The following is a 16,795-nucleotide window of genomic DNA, read 5'->3' on the forward strand; positions in this document are numbered from 1 at the left end:
GCCTTCATAAGCGCTCAGGTCAAGACTTCCACTCGTATTGCTTTGCGTTCGCACTGATTCCATTTTCCTTATGGTTCGAACCGTGCTGTCGAACGTGACTTGTTGATTCGCATCTCGGCAGCGAATAATCGATGTCATCCCATCATCTCTCCGATTTCAATGCGCAGATCGCCGGCGGCGTCATACCAGTGTTGGTACTGATCCGTCATGACCATACGCGTACCTCCCACCAGGCCATTCATGAAAATCCCGGCCTGGGGGTCGATGACGAAACGCGGCAGTCCGCCCGCGCCAATTTGGGAACTGACCAGTTGCCCGTATACCTGGCCGAAGCCAATGGTGATGTTCGCCACGTCAATGGCTTCGGCACGCAACAGTCCGCCCAAAGTGGTGATGGGGGTAAAACCATCATTCGCCGTCAACTTACCAATGCTGATTGGCCCGATCTGCGCCTGCTGAATAGACGCCTCTTTGACAAGCAGCGTGTTGATATAGACCTTCTCACCATCAATGGTGAATGGGTTGACATAGTTCGGCCCGTGAGCGCCCGGCGTGGCGACCCAGAAACGATTGGCGAGGATGGCGAAGTCGGCCACCGTGCCGTTGTTGTAGGCCCCAAAGCCACTGATCAGTCCATTTACATCCAGCCTGAGCGTATATTGCGCTGACAGCCCCTCAAGCGCCGATGAATGCGTGCTAAGGGTCTGCTCAATGGCTGCTGACTGGTCGTTCAAATTGCTTTGCAACGTCGTGATCGCGCGGGCGGTCGCTTCGAACTCGTTGACAATGGCTTGCTGATCGCTCACGTATATCGCGTCGGTGTTATCCATCCTCGCGACCAGGCTTTGCATATTGCGAACCTGGGTTTCCAAGGCGCTGGCAAAGGTCTCGCTGTACCCGGTCAGTACCGCCTCTGCCGTTTCAAGGCGAGACGACATGCCGTTCAGTGCTTGAGTTGCGGCGTCCTGCAACGTGATACGCGCCGAACGCTCGCCGACGATATCGGCCTGAGCCTGGCCGACACTGACCGCCATCAGGTCGATTTGATGGGCGATTGCCTGCTGATCAGAACTGATCACCTCCTGCAACTGCGTGATAGACGCTTTCACGTCTTCGCCGGTCTGCACCCGGATATCGGTGATTTGCCGGCGAATCTGGACGTTGTCGTCGTCGCGCAGGAACCGCTCAGCGGATGTCAGAAGCCTCGCTGACTGCGCGGCCGCATCCAGCATTGCTATCGTCTGATTCAGCCCTTCCAGGTCAATGGCTTTCGCCAGTGCCTTCGCAAGTTCGCTCTGACTGGTCTGGTTCGTGATCAGTTTGAGCAGATACTCGATATCGAGCTGTGCCTCAATGGCGGTACCCGCAGGGCTATTAGGAGGCCCCTCGATACCGGAGGTGGAAACCCAGGTGATCCAGTAGAAATACACTTTCCCTTTCTTGGGGTCGTTTGGGTCAACCGCATCGCCTCGAATTGGGTCGCTGTACATCATGCCAGTGGCGCGACTGATCTGCGTCGCCTGAGCGAAGTTATCGGTTTCACTGCGGTAAATATTGGTCAGCGCGTGGTTTCGATAGAGCTTGTAGGGGTTATCCCAAGTCAGCGTGTTCATGCCGAATACACCAACACCTTGGAACCCCAAAGGGGCAGGCGGTATTGCCCGGTCTGGCACGCCGGGGCTTGGAACCAGTCCACCGTTACCACCTGGCTTCCAGCCTGGCCGGAGCGTAAACGCACCGCTTTCCAGTAAATCCCGGTAAGTCAGCTTCTTGTCGAGGCCATTCCCGCGATTGCCCTCGCCCGTCTCAATGATCTCTGTCAGAGCACTGAAAAACGGGCGCAACTCCGCCGAAACCTTGCTGCTGGGTGCAGGAAGGCTTGAGCGCTTTGTCGTCATTAGGTCAACTCAGAGGGTGTGTTCGCAATTTGGATAGAGAAAACTTCGCTCGAGCCTGACGCTTCCACCTGCCACTCGCGCGCTCCCGCGTAGCCTGGCGGCAGTCTGAACATCTGGTTACTGCCAACTTCCGCGTCGAGCGCGGTGGCGCCATCGGCAATAACCCGCAACCGGACCGGAAACGCTGCCGCCACCACTTTCCCGCAGCTGAAATTTGCTGATCCTGGTGGAAACTCAAATACCTTCGAGCGCCAACGGTAAGTCATCGCTGCCCCGCCTCGCCACTTAGCTATGGTGCTGCCCTGGATCAGATACAGCGTGGAAGCCGCAATGTCGTAGTAGGAGTTGGCCGCCTGTGCGTCAATGAACTCTATGCCCTCCCCCGGGGCCAGGGCAAAACACCCGCCGTCGTAAAACGCCAGGTAGCGTCCTTCATACCGGCAAGCGTGGATAGACGCAGGATTGAGCGCCTGCCACTGCTCCGGGGTCAGCACCCCGTCAGTAATCAACTGTGGTTCGCCGCCAGATATCGCCACCAGCCCTTCGGTCGAGGCATAAACGACGTACTCCCCCATGTCGACTACAGAGCCCCTGGAGGCGCACACACGATCCGCGTCAGGGTCAGCGGCCGTCATGGCCGACGGCGTAGTGCCGGTGACCAATCTCGGCCGCCCAGTGGTAGCAACTACCAGGCCGGCTGTGGTGACACCGATCCCTACAATTTTGTCAGGGAAAGAAATTTGGTAATCAATTGGCCAGGCGTGAGGGTAATAGGGCTCGCAGAAGCACAGCGTATTATCGAAGAAACCGGCAAAAATGCCGTTTGGCATCTCGACCAGACCGACCATGGCGGGGTCAGGCATATCCCAAGTGAGCGATGGGCAGGCGATGCCCAGTTCGTCACTGTTCACCGCGTCCACCCAGCTCCCCTGAGCCACTGGAAAGTCCGCCAGATACAAGAACTCCCCCCCGCTTTCCGAACGGTAAAGCCGTTTGGATACAATGTTGTACGGGCCATTCGGCGCCGGCGGTAGTTGAACGTTCACCTTTCCGGGTAATTGGTCTTCGGTACCATCCCAGCGATTTATAATGTTGGACGCCGAGCTGGGCGGCCCTTCCTCGCCGTAGGCAGAGACATAAGTCACCACATACGTTGCGCCCACAGTTGTGGCGGGAGGGGCTTCGCTGCCGGCTGGCTCCTTTACCAAGGGCGCACTGGCCGGCGCCGGTATCCCCAATCGATAAAAACCTGATGGATAAGGCCCTGCCCCCTGGGTGGCAACTCCGATGGGCGCCATTTTGGGGAACGAGTCACCGGTCCAGTAAACTCGCGACCAAGCGTCCTTAGCCAGCGGGCTTTTCGCTGCATCGACCTGTTGACCATCGCCCCATGCAAACCAGAACCCGGCGCCGTTGTTACCGAATGGGTAACGGTAAATCGACGACGGATTGATCACGCCGCCAATGCCAAGCACAGGCAGGGGCGCGTTTTCTGCCCGTAGCGAACCCTTGCGCAGATTTACGTTGCGGGCCGCCTGGGCGTTGCTCGGCTGCAAAAGACGCGGAGTCAGTGCTGGCAACTCGCCCTTGAAAGACGTGATCGCAATCGATGTCATGGAAACCTCGGTGTTTTCATCCTTGTGCTGCCGTACTGATGGCCGGCAAGCGCCTCAGATCGGGCATTGGTGCAGAGGGCATAGAACGCGGCCTGATCCATCAGGGCGCGCGACATGTCGGACCACGGCTTTTCGGGCATCTTGCGCAGCCAGCACTGGGCGCCGAGCGTCAGCGCTTCGCAGTAACGGTCTAACAGCCAATCCGGCGGCATCGCTACGGTGGAGCCAAATTCGGGCCGCACCACCACATCAGCGGTCAGCCCCGAAGGGCCACCGCTGACAATGACTGTGTCAGGCGACGGCTGAAAAACTTGGCAATGTGCAGGCCGACCATCCTGATACAGCGCCTGGATTCGGATAGGCTCCAAGCCTGGCCCGGCGGTGATCTGCTGCACACCATCGGCCAGTTGGATTCTGACCTTCCAGGCCGGCACCTCGGTGCACAGCTCGCGAAGCGCCCATGCCACACCGTCACGTATTGAGGCGATAACCGCACCGGGTACGTTCGGCAGAATCTGATCAACCAACTGGCTCATGTTCATTGCTGTGTCACCTGCTGCTGGGAAGCAGCCGCGACCGGCACAGGGCCTAGCATGCGATCCGTTTGCACCTTCATGCCCAGGGCAGCTTGGAACATCTGGAAGTGCATCGTCGCGCGGTTGAGATTGGCTGCATGCTCGGCATCTTTCGCGTAGGCCCTGGAGAGGATGTAATCCACCAGCACCGGCGCAAACGAGTCGTCTAAGCGGATTTTCTCAGAGGCTGAATCGGTAGCTGTCGCTTGGACATGCGGATCGGGTACCGACGAGTAAATGATCTCCAGCTTGCTGGAGGCCATTGCCGGCGGGTAGACGTAGAACTGACGCGGCGCTGCCTCGTCGAAGACGTACTGCTCGATTTCCTCCACCGGTTGCTCGGCGTGCCACCGCCGCCTGGTTGAATCGATGGCACCCCGGGTCGTGAGAATCACGCTCAGTCCACCGCCCGCGGGGGTGATGTTTCGCACCACCTCAAGCAGGCGCAGACCGCCCTCGGGAATGGATTGCCTGGTGCCCGGGACGCAAGTAATTTCGGCCGTGACAGAACTGGCATTGGGCTTGATGTTGCAAATTGCCGCATACCCTTCATTCAGCCAATCCAGCAGTTCGGTGTTTGCCCACCGGGTGCCGTTGGAAGTGACTTCCTGCAGGATCTTTTTGGCGCGGGTCAGGATGTTGCCTACAGTCGTCACGGCCACGGATTACACCTCATGCATGTAGGAAAGTTTCGCCAGCTCGGTGGTCCATACGAACTCGCAGCCGGTTCTGGTATTGCGCAGCAAGCGGTTTACCGCGATAGGCACTAAACGCTCCTGCTCATCTTCAGCGTCATCGAGATCTGGCGCCTGGGCTTCGCGCAGAACAGAGGTTTTCGCCGGGTCGGCCACCACCGACTTAATGTTGCTGCCCGGGATGGATGCTTCGGCTACCAGCGCTTGAGGGATGTTCAACTGGTCGTCTTCACCATCTTGAGTAACCGGCCCGATGTGCCGGCCAAGGTCTTGGCCAGCAATACCCGAATTACCTGGGACTGGGTCAGGATCAAGCTCTTTTACGTCATCGGCCTCATCGGCTAGAGCCTTTTCAAGCCCTGTAATCAACTCAGCGCGCAGCGTGTCCTCGCCTTTGCGGTTGTCTGCCTTCAATCCCAGATCGGAGAGCATCTCGATCAAGCCTGGCTTGTCGGCTGTGCTCGCCTTTTCAATCAATTCGCGAATCATGGTTTTCTCCGAGAAAAGCAAAAAGCGGCCCAGCGGCCGCTTATGATGTGGAGATGAGGCTGATCAGCGGCTGCAGTACAGGTTGCCGATCGCTTTGGGGTCGATGACACCTGAACCGAACACGTTCAAACCGCGAACGAGTTTGCCGAAGTCGTTAGGGTTCGGCAGGGTTTCCATCTGAGTCATCTGGCTTGCAAAGGTGAGCCCCTTCTTGTGACCGAACATCACGTTGCTCGCCTTTTTGGCGGCAGTGGCGTCATCCACGGCGGTGGTGTTGTTGCTGATGTACACGGTGAAACGGTCGAGCATGCCGACCTTGCCGTTGCGGAATACCGAAGTGGCATCACCCATGATGCTGGCGTCGCGCAAATCGGACTTTTTCAGCATGCCGTTCATCCAGGCTGGCAAAACGACCCAACGGCCCTGCTCAGGTACGTTTTGCTCGTCGAGGACGGTACCGCAGTCCACTAGCACATCCAGGATGTTTTCCTTGGTGATCTGCACGGGTGCGCCGGCCTTACCCAGGTTGATACCACCCGACTTAGCGCCGGCGTCGTCACCGCGGTTGGCCGCAGCAGCATCGGCGTAGTGGCGGTTAAGCAGTTGGGTGTCGATGGCAACCTTCATCTGCTCACCGCCGTCAGTGCTGAACTCATCCATGAGTTTGATATCCGCTTGGTAAGCATCGACGTCGTTCACTTCAAACGCGAAGTACTTGCCCTGGTCGATCTGCAGTTGCACCTTGTCGCTGACCGGTTTTTCATAGGTCAAACCACCGCCGATCTTGTAGTCACGGATGACAATCGACGGCACGGTGCGAATATTGATGGTGTCGCCTTGGTTCTTGATTTCGCCCTCGTAGTCGGTGTTGGCGATCTCACCGAAAACCGTTGCGGCGTACAGCTTCTGTACCAGCTTGCCCGACCATAGCGCCGGGATGAAACCCGATGCGCTGGTGGAGCTGTAGTCTGGTTGCCCTGCGGCGCGTACTGGACCTGCCATGGTGTAGCTCCTATTTCTTGACGCCTCGCGGCGTTACAGAGCGCGTGCTATCGCGTAATGCGACCGTTGGCTACCGCGTCTGATATGTCTTGTTCAATCGCAGCCACTTCGGCTTTCGTGTACCGCTTACCCAGCGCGACATCCTTATAGAACTCGTTGATTTCAACGTTGCTCCACCACTTGCCCTCCGCCGGCGGCGTAGGATCGGTGCGAGTGGAGCGTGGCTGAACGTTTTCCGGTGGAATGGTGCGATCTGGGTTCGGTGCCGCCGGAGTCGGCTGCGCGTCTTTGAAGGCCTGGAACAGCGCAGCGGCGCGCAATGCGTCGTTGGCTGTCTGAGCCTCAACCAAAAGCTGCTGCCGCTCTTTGCCACTGAACGTGTCCATGTGGCTGAGCCACTCATGGAACGCTGGCAATCCGTTGATCTCAACTGCGTCAGGAACGCGCTGAATCAGTTGCCGGAAGAATTCTTCCTGCGCCTGCACGGCTTTTACCTGCTCGCTTTGCTGGTTTTTTTGCTTCAGCCCCTCAAGTTCGGTTTTGATCGTTTCCAGCTCGGCGGGATTGGCGGCAGATGCATGCCCACCAGCCACTCGCTGGATCAGCGCTACGAGATCAGGCCCGTAGCTCTCGATCTCCTCAGGGGTCAGATCCGACACTGCGCGCTGCACGGCATTGTTTGCGGGCTTTTGCGCCTTTGTCAGCTCTGTGGTCAGCCGAGACACTTCCTGTTGCAACGCCGGCACTTCAGCGTTGTATTTCCCTTGCATGACTTTGAAGCGTTGCTCCCAGTAATCAGCACCGTTGTCGCGGGCGGCCGGGGCCGTTTGGGCGGGTGCTTGTTGCTCTGAGACCGCTGGCGCTTCGGGATTAGCTACCGGAGCCGCATCTGATGCGGGGTTCTCAGCCGGCTTATTCAGCGCTTCCTGAATAGCCGTTGCTTCGTCGATTTGCGCCTGTACGTTGCGGGGTAGCGTGCTCATTGATCGTATTCTCCTTGGGTAGAGCCGGCAGGTCCGGGCTTCTGGGTGTGCGACTGGTTCCGGGCATTTGGCCGAATGACCGGAGAGTGGCCACAAAAAAACGGCCTCAAGTTAGGCCGCTTTTTCTGTAGCTACTGGGTGGACCGCGAGGTGCTTGCCTTAACTCGATCAAGCATCTCGCGGGATTCTTCAAACGACTTGATCAGCTCCCTGGCTAGGCTCGCCCGGCCCTGGGCTCTGAATAAAGCCTCCAGGTTGTTCAACCCCTCCAAGCTCTGCTGCGCCTCCGTCAGATGGCTGCTCAGTAGATCCTTGAGGTGCTTCCAGTCCGGGCTGTTGGTCAGGTTGACCAAGGCTTGCCACTGTTGGTTGCTGGGTTTCATTGGCTCCGCCACCTGCATGTTGAAGTTGGGCGACCACGGCACCATTGCTCATCCCGAGACGCTGGGCCTCGGCACGGGTTTTCTCGGCTTTCGCGATCAGTTCAGCTGTTTGGGCAGCGGTTTTCTCGGTTTCTGCTTCGACTTGCTGCTCAACTGCAGCGGCTTGCTGTTGCTGCTGTTGGGCCTGCTGCACCTGCTGTTGCTCCTCACGGGCCTTCATTTCGGCTTTCGTCGGGATCAGGCCCGACATATCTAGACTTTCGGCAACTTTGCGCAGGATCGCGGCCCTACCTTCAAGGCCGAGAATCTGCATGTCGGTCGGGTTGTTGGTGAAACTCAGGAACTGCGTGCGCGCGTTCAGCGTTTGCTCACGCTGCAGCATCGCGTTTGCGCCGCGGGCCACAACTTTGCAATCGCCCTTGATGGCGTTGTCATCGGAATAGCGCATGTTGAACAACCACAGCGCTTCAATGACGCGACGAACCACTCCACGGTCGATATGACGGATCGCATCCTTGATCCCCTTGTTGGCCGACTCCATCAACATCGACAGGCCACTGGCCGTGTTGCCTGCGCCACCGACCTTTTCGGCACCGTAGATGTACCGTGGAATATTTGTCGCGTCGTCCGCGCGCTTTTCCCAAGAGTCGTAAACTGCCTGCAGTTCTCCAGCCATGCTGACCGGCTGGTAAAAGCGAATCACCGGTGATGCCGCCCCTCCCTGCATTCCCGGCGTCTGACCGCTTTTCACCCGCCAGCGCTTCAGCGGGTACATCTCGTTCGGGTTTTCACCTGGCTGCAAGCGGTCTTCGTCGACTTCCACCTGAGGGCCGCTGGCGAATGCCATATTGTTGGCCTGTGCACGGGCTGTTGAACCGCAGAAGTCCTGCACGTCACTCATCAACTCGGGAATCGACATACCCCAGAACGAGCCAGGCGTGATCTGGAACGACGCTTTGTGATATGGCCGACCACCCAACGGGTTGCGGTTAATCACACAGCGAATGACGTGGTTTCCGATCAGGATTGCATCGACTTGGTACTCATCAAGCACGTCCGGCACCTGGGCGGGGTTAACCCCCCACTGAAGTAGCATCAACCCCTGTGCACCGCCCCAATAGTGCAGACCTTCGATGGTTTCCCCATTGTTGATCATCCAGTCGCCGGCCTTGTCTTCAAGTCGGGCACGCTGCGAATCCGTTGCAAGCCATTCACGCAGACCGCCCTGGCCATGCTCAGTAAGCACGGCGCGAATCGCCTCGTCGCTGTACCCTGGCACCCCTGTCAGTGCATTGAGACGAGAACGGGTGTAGCGTTCGCGCTCGATGATAAACGCACCGTCGTCGGTATTCGTGGAATCTGGCGACGGATAAATGTCGAAGGGCGAAACCCGATGAAACAAGGGCTGAATTTCCTCTGTTTCAATCATCTGCCAGTTTTGCCCCCAGGCAATCTGCGGCACACGTTGTAGCAATGGCCCTTTAACGAATGCAGCCGGATAGATGGTGAAGTCGTCGATAAATTCCTCGAGTGCGGTCTCCCATCCGCCTTCGGCCAACTGGTCAGCTATAAGCGTTTCATGTGCCTCGCTTGCCTCCCTGGCCTTCTCCTGGATCAACTCACGCAACTTCACTTCCAGTTCGTTCGGGTCAGGCATCGCCTGTGGCGGCGCATCTTGCCCCTGCTGGGCCTGCATCATCTGCTGGGCGAGCTTCTGCTGAAACGCAGCAAGAAACTCGGGCGGGATGTCCGCCACCGGCGTTGGATCTAACCCCCACGGGTGGCCGTTGACAGGGATCAGGATGTCACGAATCCATGAAGCGCCTGCGCGGCACTTGGTTGTGGTCAGCTTGGGGAAGATCTCGCTGCCACCAGCCTCGCGGATCGCTTGGAGCTTCGTCTCCTCGTGTTTGCCTTTCTGGCGCCGCGCGCAGTCCAGCAGCCTGTCGTCGATTTCACGTTTGGCGTTTTTGGCAGAATCGAAACACCGACGGATGTGCGACGCTAGTGAGGATTGGACCTGCTGAGCGCGCCGACTTTGCTGCGCCTGCTCCTCAGCGGCCAGATCATCAGCATGCAGATCGGCCGCGCTCCTGACTTGAAGCAAACCGAATTCAGCCGCCATAGATCATTGCCTCGTGAACGTTGTTGATTTCAGCCTGCCGGCCGCAGCGGCGCAGCTTCGCGCCGTGCTCCAGCTTCCGCAGGTTAGCCATTAGATCCTGCATGTAGTTGACGGGGTCGTTCGCGAACTCCGCCAATTTTACGTTGAGTGTCACGCCCATCTCGTGAGCCATCTCGAACTGCACCCGAACGGCTGGGTGTGCACCATCCGGCTCCTTGATCTCTACCGCGTCGACTTGGACCAAGCCAATGTCTCGGCGCAGCTGAAAGCACTGGACGGCCAGCGGGGCAACCAAGCGGGCGATGACGCCGGCGACCTGTTTCCATTCAATAAACATCGTGGTCATGTGTGCGCGCTCCAGTTGCGTCGGGCTCGGTCTGTGTTTGATGTAGTTGCCGGCGCGGGGATTGCCCCTGCCGTAGCCTCGAAGACTCCACAGCGGGCCAGCGTTTCGAATGCCTTTGCCCCATGGCTTGCCCAGTCGTGACGCGGCTGTTCCTTGTACACGCCCAGCCTCAGATCCCACTCTTTGCGGTAGTTGTCGATGCAGTCGATCAGCCTAGACACACCAGCGGTCCTTGGCTTGCCAGTATCGGCATCGCCAGTCGACGCGCGGGTGTCCTGCTCATCCTCGGCGAACCAGCACAGCGGCAGGAAGTTACGCACCGCCTGCACGCCCTCGCTATTTCGAGAGACACGCGGAACGATCTGGAACGTGATCCCGTACTGCTTTGCCACATCGATACGGGATTTCCCTGTTCCGATCTCGCGAACCACAATGTCGTGCGGGGCGTAGTGGGCGCCGTAGGAATACCCCAGCTTTTTGAGTAGGTCGCCGTAGTACTCCATGCCCTCACCGGAATGCTCGATGTAATCAATGATGTGCACCTGGCGGCCCACCACCTGGAACAGCACGATGGACATAGCGTCCCCCATGCCCAAGTCCCAGGCAGTAAACACTGGCAAGGTTGGGTTGCGAGTCACCGTCTTGGTGATCCGGCCCTGTTGCCGCAGGAATCGCATTTGCGTGAGGTAGTAAGCGCCTTTAATGCCTTGGTCGAACGCTTCGTCCGGCGTGGCCGGATACTCACGCTTCATATCGTCGTGCAGCGTCTCGGCTTTTTTGGCGTACCAGGCTTGCTGTGCACGATCCAAGCGAATGCCGTGTTTGGCTGCCAGCTCGGCGAAGTACTCCTGCAACCACTGCGGCACCACCACCTGATCGAATGCCTCCAGGCGATACGTGGGGTCTTTGAACCAGGGGAAGAAGTGAAACTGCCAATCCATCACCGTCGGCGTGCGGCCGGCGTCTTTGATGGCCCTGGCCAACTCGCAGTAGGTGAAGAAGTAGCCTTCACGTCCCTCGGCGGTGCTTTCAATGGTGACCCGGTTGCCTAGGCCGACGGCTTCAAATGCACCGGTGACGATCTCTTGGGCCTTGTCCGGGCTTAGCTTGCAGATTTTGCCGAACTCCGACACATGCAGGCGCTGCAGCGTGCCACCCCGGAACGAGGTCGACACCTGAATGCTGGAACCGTTGTCGAAGATGTAGCCTTGGTCTTTGTCGCTGCGCGGCACCGGCAGACGCATGCCGATCAGCTTGAAGATCGCCGACCACGCCGGGTCGCCTGACAGCTTTTCGAAGGCAAACCTGATTTTGTTGCGATAGATCTCTTTGGCGTCCGGCAACGTGTGGCAGATGCAGCCGGCGCTGTAGTTCTTGATGAACAGGCAATCGTCAAGCGCGTCGATCATCTCGAACGTGGTGAAACCAAGCTGGCGGGCCTTGAGGATAATGTCGCGGTTATGCTCGTCGAGGAACCGCTCGCGCTGCTGCTGATTCGGTTTGAAGCGCTGAACCTTGCCGTTCTTGTCTTTGATCTTGTACAGGGCGTTCAGCCTGTACCACTTGTTGCTCAGGGCTTTCAGCAGTAAGGCGTTGCCCTTGAGCTGCTTGGCGCGGTGCCTGGCGATGAATTCGTCACCCTCGCGCACCAAGCGCTGGCGGTCCGTTTCATTCCCCATCACCAGCTGCCTCAGCCAGCAGATCCTCAAGAGACTTGCCTGTGCTATGCCGTTCCTTATCGGTGTCCAGACCGTGGGCCTGACGCTCCAGCTTGATCAGCCGCTCTAGGGACTGCGTCGCGTGGCCGATGCTCTTGCCCACATAGTCCAGCGGAATGTCGATCTCGACCGGTTCACCCTTCTGGGTCATGACGGTGATCTTCCCGACGGCGACCTGATCGTGAATGCGTTCGACATACTGTTGAGTGATATCGCGGGTTCTGGCAATAACCACCTGGTGGCCACGTACCAGTTGCGCACCGGCCTCGGCGGCTTGCTCGACGATCTCGGCGTCATTGGTCGCCTCTGCGACAGCAGCAGCGGCGGCGCGCCCGGTCTTCTCCCTGACGCGCTGACGGATCATCTCGGACAGGTCTTTCTGCCACTCGTGCTTATCGGCACGGTTGCGGATCGAGCTTTCCGAAATACTGTGCCGGCGGCCCAACTCGCGGTTCGTAAAGCAGCCCGTCCGGTAATCCCTTTCGACGGCTGCCCAATCACATTTAGCAGCCATGAAAGCGCTTCCTTTGCGTGAGAATCGGTGTGTGCTGTGCTACTGCCTTGGTGCCTGGCAGAAGGTGTTGATGTAGTCCTGGGCAGCGCGCAGCGCTATCAATCCTTCGTCACCGTCGTTGGCAATGGCGACAATTCTTTCTCCAGCCGCTGGGTCAAGTTCGGCTCGCGCTTTTTCATGACCCACGCCGGAGGTGGCGGTGGCGGCTCCCACTGCGGGACAGGTGGCTTCGACTGACAACCGCCGAGCGCCATTACCAACAGCAGTGCGAAGACGCTGATTATCGGCTTGGGCATTCTCCAATTCCTTTGTGTGGTCTCTGTCGAGCTGCGCGAGCAGCCGCTGGGTTGTGCGGCGCGACTGCGCGGCCTTGCCCATCATCTCCACCAAATTGCTGGCCTTCTTTAGGGCCTGAGCTTGAGACTCGATGCGCTGATAGCCGCCATAGATGATGATCAGGCATCCAATCAGCACTGCGACCAGGTAGCGGATCACGACAACGCTCGACGGAGCCCTTCCGCTAACACAGCTTGCGGATAAGCGAAGCCCGCGTTTTCATGCGCGATGATGCTGGACACCATTAACTCCAGCGTTGCCGGGTTCCGAATGTCGATCACGTCATTGGCCTTCACGCCCAACCGGCGGGCCACGGCCGCGATGTAGGCCTCGGTATTGTTCTCGTTGCCCGGCGCCCACCTGGTAATTGTTTCGCGCACCGTGTCGATGCCAGGCCCACCCACGCCAGGCATGCCGTCTTTGCCGCTGTAGTTGATTAGCAGCTTGCCCAAGGCGCGTATACCGTTCTCGGGAGTGTCGAATCGAGCAAATCGTGGGGATGGTACGCCGACCTCCAGGCCCAGCTGCCCTTGCCAGGCATTGCGCGGGTTGTAGTCAATGTTCCCGGGGTTGTTGTTGCGTACACCACGTGTAGTTGATGGCATGATCCTTACCTGGTTTTGAGATGAATTCGGGGAAGTGCATGCCACTTGGAAGTGCCAATCATCTGACCTAGCTCGAACTCTGCGAAGGGTGAGCTTTGAACTCAAAACGTGACAGATCCTCGCAAACCTGAGAGCTATGATCGGAGGTGTTGACCAACGCTTTATTCGCACTTGATAGGATGGCGATTCGATCTATTCCATAGTGGAGGCTTCATGGCTTTCAATGTCTCAAGCGCAGTCAAAACGATCATCCAAGTGATGCTAGGCGGCGCGGGCGTCGCTGCGCTCCTAACCATCGCTTACACCATGTGGCACGACTCGACCGAGAGATCGGCCGAATACGGTGAGAACAGAGCTGCACTCGCATTCACAAAAGGCCAGCTTGTCGAGAGCAAGTCTGAGAATGAAAAGCTCAAAGTAGAAAAGGGAAATCTTCAACTGCAAATTGACGATCTGCGAAAACAACTCCTGACGGAGCAGAACGACAACAAATATGACAAGAAGCTGCTTGATGAAAGTGAGCTAAAAACTAAACAGCTTGAGGACCGTGTGGCGCAATTGAGCGCATCACTAAAAAACTCAGACCCTTGCGCGCCAATTCGCAAAGAAATCACGGAGCTGGAAGAGGAACTGCAGCGTCCCACCTACGTCATTCCGCAACTCACTGAAACTCAACGTGAGCAGGGGAAATCGAGTCTCGAGAAAAAATACAGATCTCTGGATGTATGTCAGTCCTACCGTAGGTAGCATTCTGAGGTTGAGCTCTCGCATATCCAAGCCACGATTTGGCGTATTCGAAAACGTGGCGCGGATTTCAGCTCGACGCCTTGGTTTGCTGACGTTGAACTGGGCGGTTTCCCTAGCCTGAGTCTCGCGACCGTCAAGAGTGAGGACGACGGTATGGATATCTCGGTATTTGAAGCTGGTTGAGGTCTCTGCCCAGGGGAATCGCTTTGTCGCCGTCCTGCACACATCGAGGATGGAGCAGCTGGAAAACGCCTTGGCCGCACTCGGCAAACGCATGTCGGTATCTGTCGAGGCAACCTGAATAGGTGCCAGGGCGAACCCTGGCGGTTTGTGCTTGAGTGTCGTCATCTCGACGATACGGCACGTCGCTGCAACGCCTCACGGCGTGGCAGTGCAATCACCCCTGTTCGGGATTCAGTGGCTGAGCGACTGCCGCCGCAGTGGTGACGGTCACTGTGCCTTGGTACATCGTTTTCAGCTCCGCAACGTACACGGGCTGTTTGGGCGCCTGCTGCACCATCTGCTCAGCCCGGGCGTTTGCCTGATCCTCAGTCGCGAACTGCGTTTGCAGTGGGGAATTGGGAAAAGGCTGAGGGATCACTACAAAAGGCATGGGCTCACCTATCTGGTTGGCGGCCGGCAATCATCCGGCAGTTGATGTGGCATGTATCGGCCTGAAGCACGAATGGTGGGCCTCTTGAATGGGTGCAGGTGGCTGGTGCAACTGTCCAGCTCTGGTGGGGCAGATCGCCGGGTCACGTACCCTGCCCTCTCATCGCGTAGCCGCCCATTGTCCGCACGGGATTAGACGGCGCCTCTACCGACTTAGCCCAGCTGCCTGGGCGATAACCTGCATAAAGCAATGGGGTATTAGCTGCGCAATATGCGCGACTCCAGCCCCCTTCAACATTCACGCACCCCGCGCAACGTCTGCTTTTGCGCAAACTGCGCAGGCGCGCAATGTAAGCAGATCGCCTCACCGGCGCTGTAAGCTCGTGGTTATTAGTGCTGCCTGTGTCGGAGAATATCTCGGCGCTGATCCAGTCCCACACTCCAGCAGCAGGCTCAAGCGTGATGCTGAGGTTTTCCTGCTCCAGCAGCCAGGCGGATGGCATGGGTCTTTTCATACCCGCGGCTGAAATTGAAATAATGGCCGTTTGCCTGTATTGGTGAGCCTCACTTCCAGCGGAGCGACACTATGAGGATTCAAATTAATGTGGATAGCGAATCTTGCGCGGCTGACATTCCGGAGATGAGAGCAATGCCGCTTGACGGCTACGCTTCATATATCGCAAACGACTTGTTCTTCATTGATCACCACGACATCCTTCGCGCTGTAATTGGCGAATACCCTATCGCTACAACTGCAGATCAGACCGAGCAGTTAATCTGCTATTTACAGGGCATCGCTCTACGCATGCGTGCAGCTGAGTAAATTAGGGGCGCCGCACTCACCTGCGGCGCTTCACTCAAGCTCTATCACAGACCCGCTTTGTTCTTGGCATTGATGGCCATATCAATAATCTCGGTGATTTCTCGGTTCTTCTTGCCTTCGCTCCAGGCGAACAATGCGCGAACCAGCACCCAGCCCGGCAAGCCACACACGAACACGACTCCGGCCAGCCCTACCATGCCAACGTCATCCTGAGCCCAGTGCCCAATCTCCAGCCAGCGCACAATGAACGCGCCCCCACCGGTGCTGAATGCCAGCGTACTGATCAGGGCCACAACAAACTCGCGAACCGTTTTCGGGATGGTCATCGCCATAACAACGATTGACACCAGGACAATGGCAATAACCGCGAAGAAACCGAACGCGCCCAGCTTGTAGAGCGCAATACCGCCCGCAGCGGTCAATGGGCCCGGTTCTGACATGAGGTTGATACCTTGCTGTTTCATTGATCACTCCCGGCGAACGCCTGGTGGTGTCGTGCATTCAGAATGCCACGCAAATAAATAACTCTAGAGTTATCTTTTAACTTGCATATTTATGCACCTAGGGTTATAAATATTCCATCTACTAAACAAGGAGACGGAGGTGCAAAGCAGAGAGTTGATCAAGGAGCTTGAAAATGATGGATGGGTTCTAGATCGAGTTACCGGAAGCCACCACATGTTCAAACATCCAACCAAACCCCAAACAGTTCCAGTACCACACCCGAAGAAGGACTTACCACAAGGAACCGTAAGGGCGATCAGAAAACTAGCCGGGTTGTTATGACCCGGTTTCACCCTTTGCACCTTTGCACCTTTGCAGGAGACTCAAATGAAATACCCAATTTGCATTGAGTGGGGCGACGACAACACCGCAACCGGCATTCAGATTCCCGATATTCCGGGCGCCATCACTGCAGGCGATACGTTCGAGGAGGCTTACAGCGCTGCTGTCGAAATCGCCAACATCATGCTTCAGGAAATTGCAGCAAACGACGGCGCCATTCCAATGCCTTCCTCCGCCGCCGCCCATAGAGAAAACCCTGACTTTGCCGGCATGGGCTGGGGCATGCTTGAAATCGACATTACGCCTTACCTGGGTAAGACCGAAAAGGTAAACGTCACCCTGCCAGGCCATGTAATCCAGCAGATCGACCGCTTTGTACGGGATCACAACATCAAGAGCCGTTCATCCTTTCTCGCTGATGCGGCACTTGAGAAACTGGGCCGGTAGCAAAAGACCCGCACGATTTGTGCTTACCCGAAGGCAGAGGCATGGCGGGCAAAGCCACTGGGAGCGGCGGAGCAGAAAAGAAAAAGCCCCTGCAT

General features: G+C 57.5%; 19 protein-coding genes. 4 read left to right on the top strand and 15 right to left on the bottom strand.

Annotated elements, in window-relative coordinates; genetic code table 11:
- Nucleotides 1-134: 134 nt before the first annotated feature.
- From NTD81_RS09285 to NTD81_RS09345, 13 genes are all read right to left on the bottom strand, one after another.
- Nucleotides 135-1,898, bottom strand: a complete 1,764-nt coding sequence (locus tag NTD81_RS09285; RefSeq protein ID WP_262181858.1) for a DUF1983 domain-containing protein — start codon at nt 1,896-1,898, stop codon at nt 135-137.
- Entirely contained in the window at nt 1,898-3,514 is a 1,617-nt protein-coding gene (locus NTD81_RS09290) for a hypothetical protein (protein ID WP_262181859.1), read from the bottom strand. The genes NTD81_RS09285 and NTD81_RS09290 overlap by 1 nt, the downstream gene beginning before the upstream one ends.
- A complete protein-coding gene (locus NTD81_RS09295; RefSeq protein WP_262181861.1) occupies nt 3,511-4,056 on the bottom strand; it encodes a hypothetical protein in 546 nt (181 codons plus the stop codon). Before NTD81_RS09295 ends, NTD81_RS09290 begins: the two co-directional genes overlap by 4 nt.
- Nucleotides 4,053-4,751, bottom strand: a complete 699-nt coding sequence (locus NTD81_RS09300; RefSeq protein ID WP_262181862.1) for a DUF6682 family protein — start codon at nt 4,749-4,751, stop codon at nt 4,053-4,055. The genes NTD81_RS09295 and NTD81_RS09300 overlap by 4 nt, the downstream gene beginning before the upstream one ends.
- A 3-nt stretch (nt 4,752-4,754) precedes the next feature.
- Nucleotides 4,755-5,273: a hypothetical protein gene (locus NTD81_RS09305; protein ID WP_262181863.1), complete on the bottom strand. Its 519-nt coding sequence runs from the start codon at nt 5,271-5,273 to the stop codon at nt 4,755-4,757.
- A 63-nt stretch (nt 5,274-5,336) separates the two neighbouring features.
- Entirely contained in the window at nt 5,337-6,275 is a 939-nt protein-coding gene (locus tag NTD81_RS09310; RefSeq protein ID WP_262181864.1) for a hypothetical protein, read from the bottom strand.
- Between the two features lie 47 nt (nt 6,276-6,322).
- The gene (locus NTD81_RS09315; protein ID WP_262181865.1) at nt 6,323-7,258 is read right to left on the bottom strand and encodes a hypothetical protein; all 936 of its coding nucleotides are present in this window, start codon (nt 7,256-7,258) and stop codon (nt 6,323-6,325) included.
- Between the two features lie 189 nt (nt 7,259-7,447).
- Nucleotides 7,448-9,766: a hypothetical protein gene (locus NTD81_RS09320; protein WP_262181866.1), complete on the bottom strand. Its 2,319-nt coding sequence runs from the start codon at nt 9,764-9,766 to the stop codon at nt 7,448-7,450.
- A complete protein-coding gene (locus tag NTD81_RS09325) occupies nt 9,756-10,112 on the bottom strand; it encodes a hypothetical protein (RefSeq protein WP_262181868.1) in 357 nt (118 codons plus the stop codon). The genes NTD81_RS09320 and NTD81_RS09325 overlap by 11 nt, the downstream gene beginning before the upstream one ends.
- On the bottom strand, nt 10,109-11,791 hold the full coding sequence (locus tag NTD81_RS09330) for a terminase (protein ID WP_262181869.1): 1,683 nt from the start codon (nt 11,789-11,791) through the stop codon (nt 10,109-10,111). The genes NTD81_RS09325 and NTD81_RS09330 overlap by 4 nt, the downstream gene beginning before the upstream one ends.
- The gene (locus NTD81_RS09335; protein ID WP_262181870.1) at nt 11,781-12,344 is read right to left on the bottom strand and encodes a hypothetical protein; all 564 of its coding nucleotides are present in this window, start codon (nt 12,342-12,344) and stop codon (nt 11,781-11,783) included. Before NTD81_RS09335 ends, NTD81_RS09330 begins: the two co-directional genes overlap by 11 nt.
- A gap of 39 nt (nt 12,345-12,383) precedes the next feature.
- Nucleotides 12,384-12,839 (bottom strand): lysis protein, encoded by a 456-nt coding sequence (locus tag NTD81_RS09340; RefSeq protein ID WP_262181871.1) that lies wholly within the window; start codon nt 12,837-12,839, stop codon nt 12,384-12,386.
- Entirely contained in the window at nt 12,836-13,285 is a 450-nt protein-coding gene (locus NTD81_RS09345) for a structural protein P5 (RefSeq protein ID WP_262181873.1), read from the bottom strand. Before NTD81_RS09345 ends, NTD81_RS09340 begins: the two co-directional genes overlap by 4 nt.
- Before the next feature lie 213 nt (nt 13,286-13,498).
- Here NTD81_RS09345 and NTD81_RS09350 point away from each other — a divergent pair, with 213 nt between their 5' ends.
- The gene (locus NTD81_RS09350) at nt 13,499-14,032 is read left to right on the top strand and encodes a hypothetical protein (protein ID WP_262181874.1); all 534 of its coding nucleotides are present in this window, start codon (nt 13,499-13,501) and stop codon (nt 14,030-14,032) included.
- Between the two features lie 397 nt (nt 14,033-14,429).
- Here the strand turns inward: NTD81_RS09350 and NTD81_RS09355 are convergent, their stop codons facing one another.
- Nucleotides 14,430-14,645 (bottom strand): hypothetical protein, encoded by a 216-nt coding sequence (locus tag NTD81_RS09355; RefSeq protein WP_262181875.1) that lies wholly within the window; start codon nt 14,643-14,645, stop codon nt 14,430-14,432.
- A 585-nt stretch (nt 14,646-15,230) separates the two neighbouring features.
- On the opposite strand from NTD81_RS09355, the gene NTD81_RS09360 reads away from it, so the two are divergent.
- A complete protein-coding gene (locus tag NTD81_RS09360) occupies nt 15,231-15,467 on the top strand; it encodes a hypothetical protein (RefSeq protein ID WP_262181876.1) in 237 nt (78 codons plus the stop codon).
- Nucleotides 15,468-15,511: 44 nt separating this feature from the next.
- Here NTD81_RS09360 and NTD81_RS09365 read toward each other — a convergent pair whose 3' ends face one another.
- Nucleotides 15,512-15,931: a hypothetical protein gene (locus tag NTD81_RS09365; protein WP_262181878.1), complete on the bottom strand. Its 420-nt coding sequence runs from the start codon at nt 15,929-15,931 to the stop codon at nt 15,512-15,514.
- A 139-nt stretch (nt 15,932-16,070) separates the two neighbouring features.
- On the opposite strand from NTD81_RS09365, the gene NTD81_RS09370 reads away from it, so the two are divergent.
- Nucleotides 16,071-16,253 carry a type II toxin-antitoxin system HicA family toxin gene (locus tag NTD81_RS09370; RefSeq protein ID WP_262181880.1) on the top strand — a complete coding sequence of 61 codons (183 nt, stop codon included), beginning with the start codon at nt 16,071-16,073 and terminating at the stop codon, nt 16,251-16,253.
- Nucleotides 16,254-16,298: 45 nt separating this feature from the next.
- Nucleotides 16,299-16,700 carry a type II toxin-antitoxin system HicB family antitoxin gene (locus NTD81_RS09375; protein ID WP_262181881.1) on the top strand — a complete coding sequence of 134 codons (402 nt, stop codon included), beginning with the start codon at nt 16,299-16,301 and terminating at the stop codon, nt 16,698-16,700.
- Nucleotides 16,701-16,795: the final 95 nt, after the last annotated feature.

It is taken from the genome of Pseudomonas sp. 5P_3.1_Bac2 (genome assembly GCF_025465995.1).
Lineage (GTDB): Bacteria > Pseudomonadota > Gammaproteobacteria > Pseudomonadales > Pseudomonadaceae > Aquipseudomonas.

Bases quoted from the DNA above. Each gene is read 5' to 3' on its own strand.
- NTD81_RS09285 (WP_262181858.1), bottom strand. From the start codon at position 1,898: ATGACGACAAAGCGCTCAAGCCTTCCTGCACCCAGCAGCAAGGTTTCG.
- NTD81_RS09290 (WP_262181859.1), bottom strand. From the start codon at position 3,514: ATGACATCGATTGCGATCACGTCTTTCAAGGGCGAGTTGCCAGCACTG.
- NTD81_RS09295 (WP_262181861.1), bottom strand. From the start codon at position 4,056: ATGAACATGAGCCAGTTGGTTGATCAGATTCTGCCGAACGTACCCGGT.
- NTD81_RS09305 (WP_262181863.1), bottom strand. From the start codon at position 5,273: ATGATTCGCGAATTGATTGAAAAGGCGAGCACAGCCGACAAGCCAGGC.
- NTD81_RS09310 (WP_262181864.1), bottom strand. From the start codon at position 6,275: ATGGCAGGTCCAGTACGCGCCGCAGGGCAACCAGACTACAGCTCCACC.
- NTD81_RS09315 (WP_262181865.1), bottom strand. From the start codon at position 7,258: ATGAGCACGCTACCCCGCAACGTACAGGCGCAAATCGACGAAGCAACG.
- NTD81_RS09320 (WP_262181866.1), bottom strand. From the start codon at position 9,766: ATGGCGGCTGAATTCGGTTTGCTTCAAGTCAGGAGCGCGGCCGATCTG.
- NTD81_RS09325 (WP_262181868.1), bottom strand. From the start codon at position 10,112: ATGACCACGATGTTTATTGAATGGAAACAGGTCGCCGGCGTCATCGCC.
- NTD81_RS09330 (WP_262181869.1), bottom strand. From the start codon at position 11,791: ATGGGGAATGAAACGGACCGCCAGCGCTTGGTGCGCGAGGGTGACGAA.
- NTD81_RS09335 (WP_262181870.1), bottom strand. From the start codon at position 12,344: ATGGCTGCTAAATGTGATTGGGCAGCCGTCGAAAGGGATTACCGGACG.
- NTD81_RS09345 (WP_262181873.1), bottom strand. From the start codon at position 13,285: ATGCCATCAACTACACGTGGTGTACGCAACAACAACCCCGGGAACATT.
- NTD81_RS09350 (WP_262181874.1), top strand. From the start codon at position 13,499: ATGGCTTTCAATGTCTCAAGCGCAGTCAAAACGATCATCCAAGTGATG.
- NTD81_RS09355 (WP_262181875.1), bottom strand. From the start codon at position 14,645: ATGCCTTTTGTAGTGATCCCTCAGCCTTTTCCCAATTCCCCACTGCAA.
- NTD81_RS09360 (WP_262181876.1), top strand. From the start codon at position 15,231: ATGAGGATTCAAATTAATGTGGATAGCGAATCTTGCGCGGCTGACATT.
- NTD81_RS09365 (WP_262181878.1), bottom strand. From the start codon at position 15,931: ATGAAACAGCAAGGTATCAACCTCATGTCAGAACCGGGCCCATTGACC.
- NTD81_RS09375 (WP_262181881.1), top strand. From the start codon at position 16,299: ATGAAATACCCAATTTGCATTGAGTGGGGCGACGACAACACCGCAACC.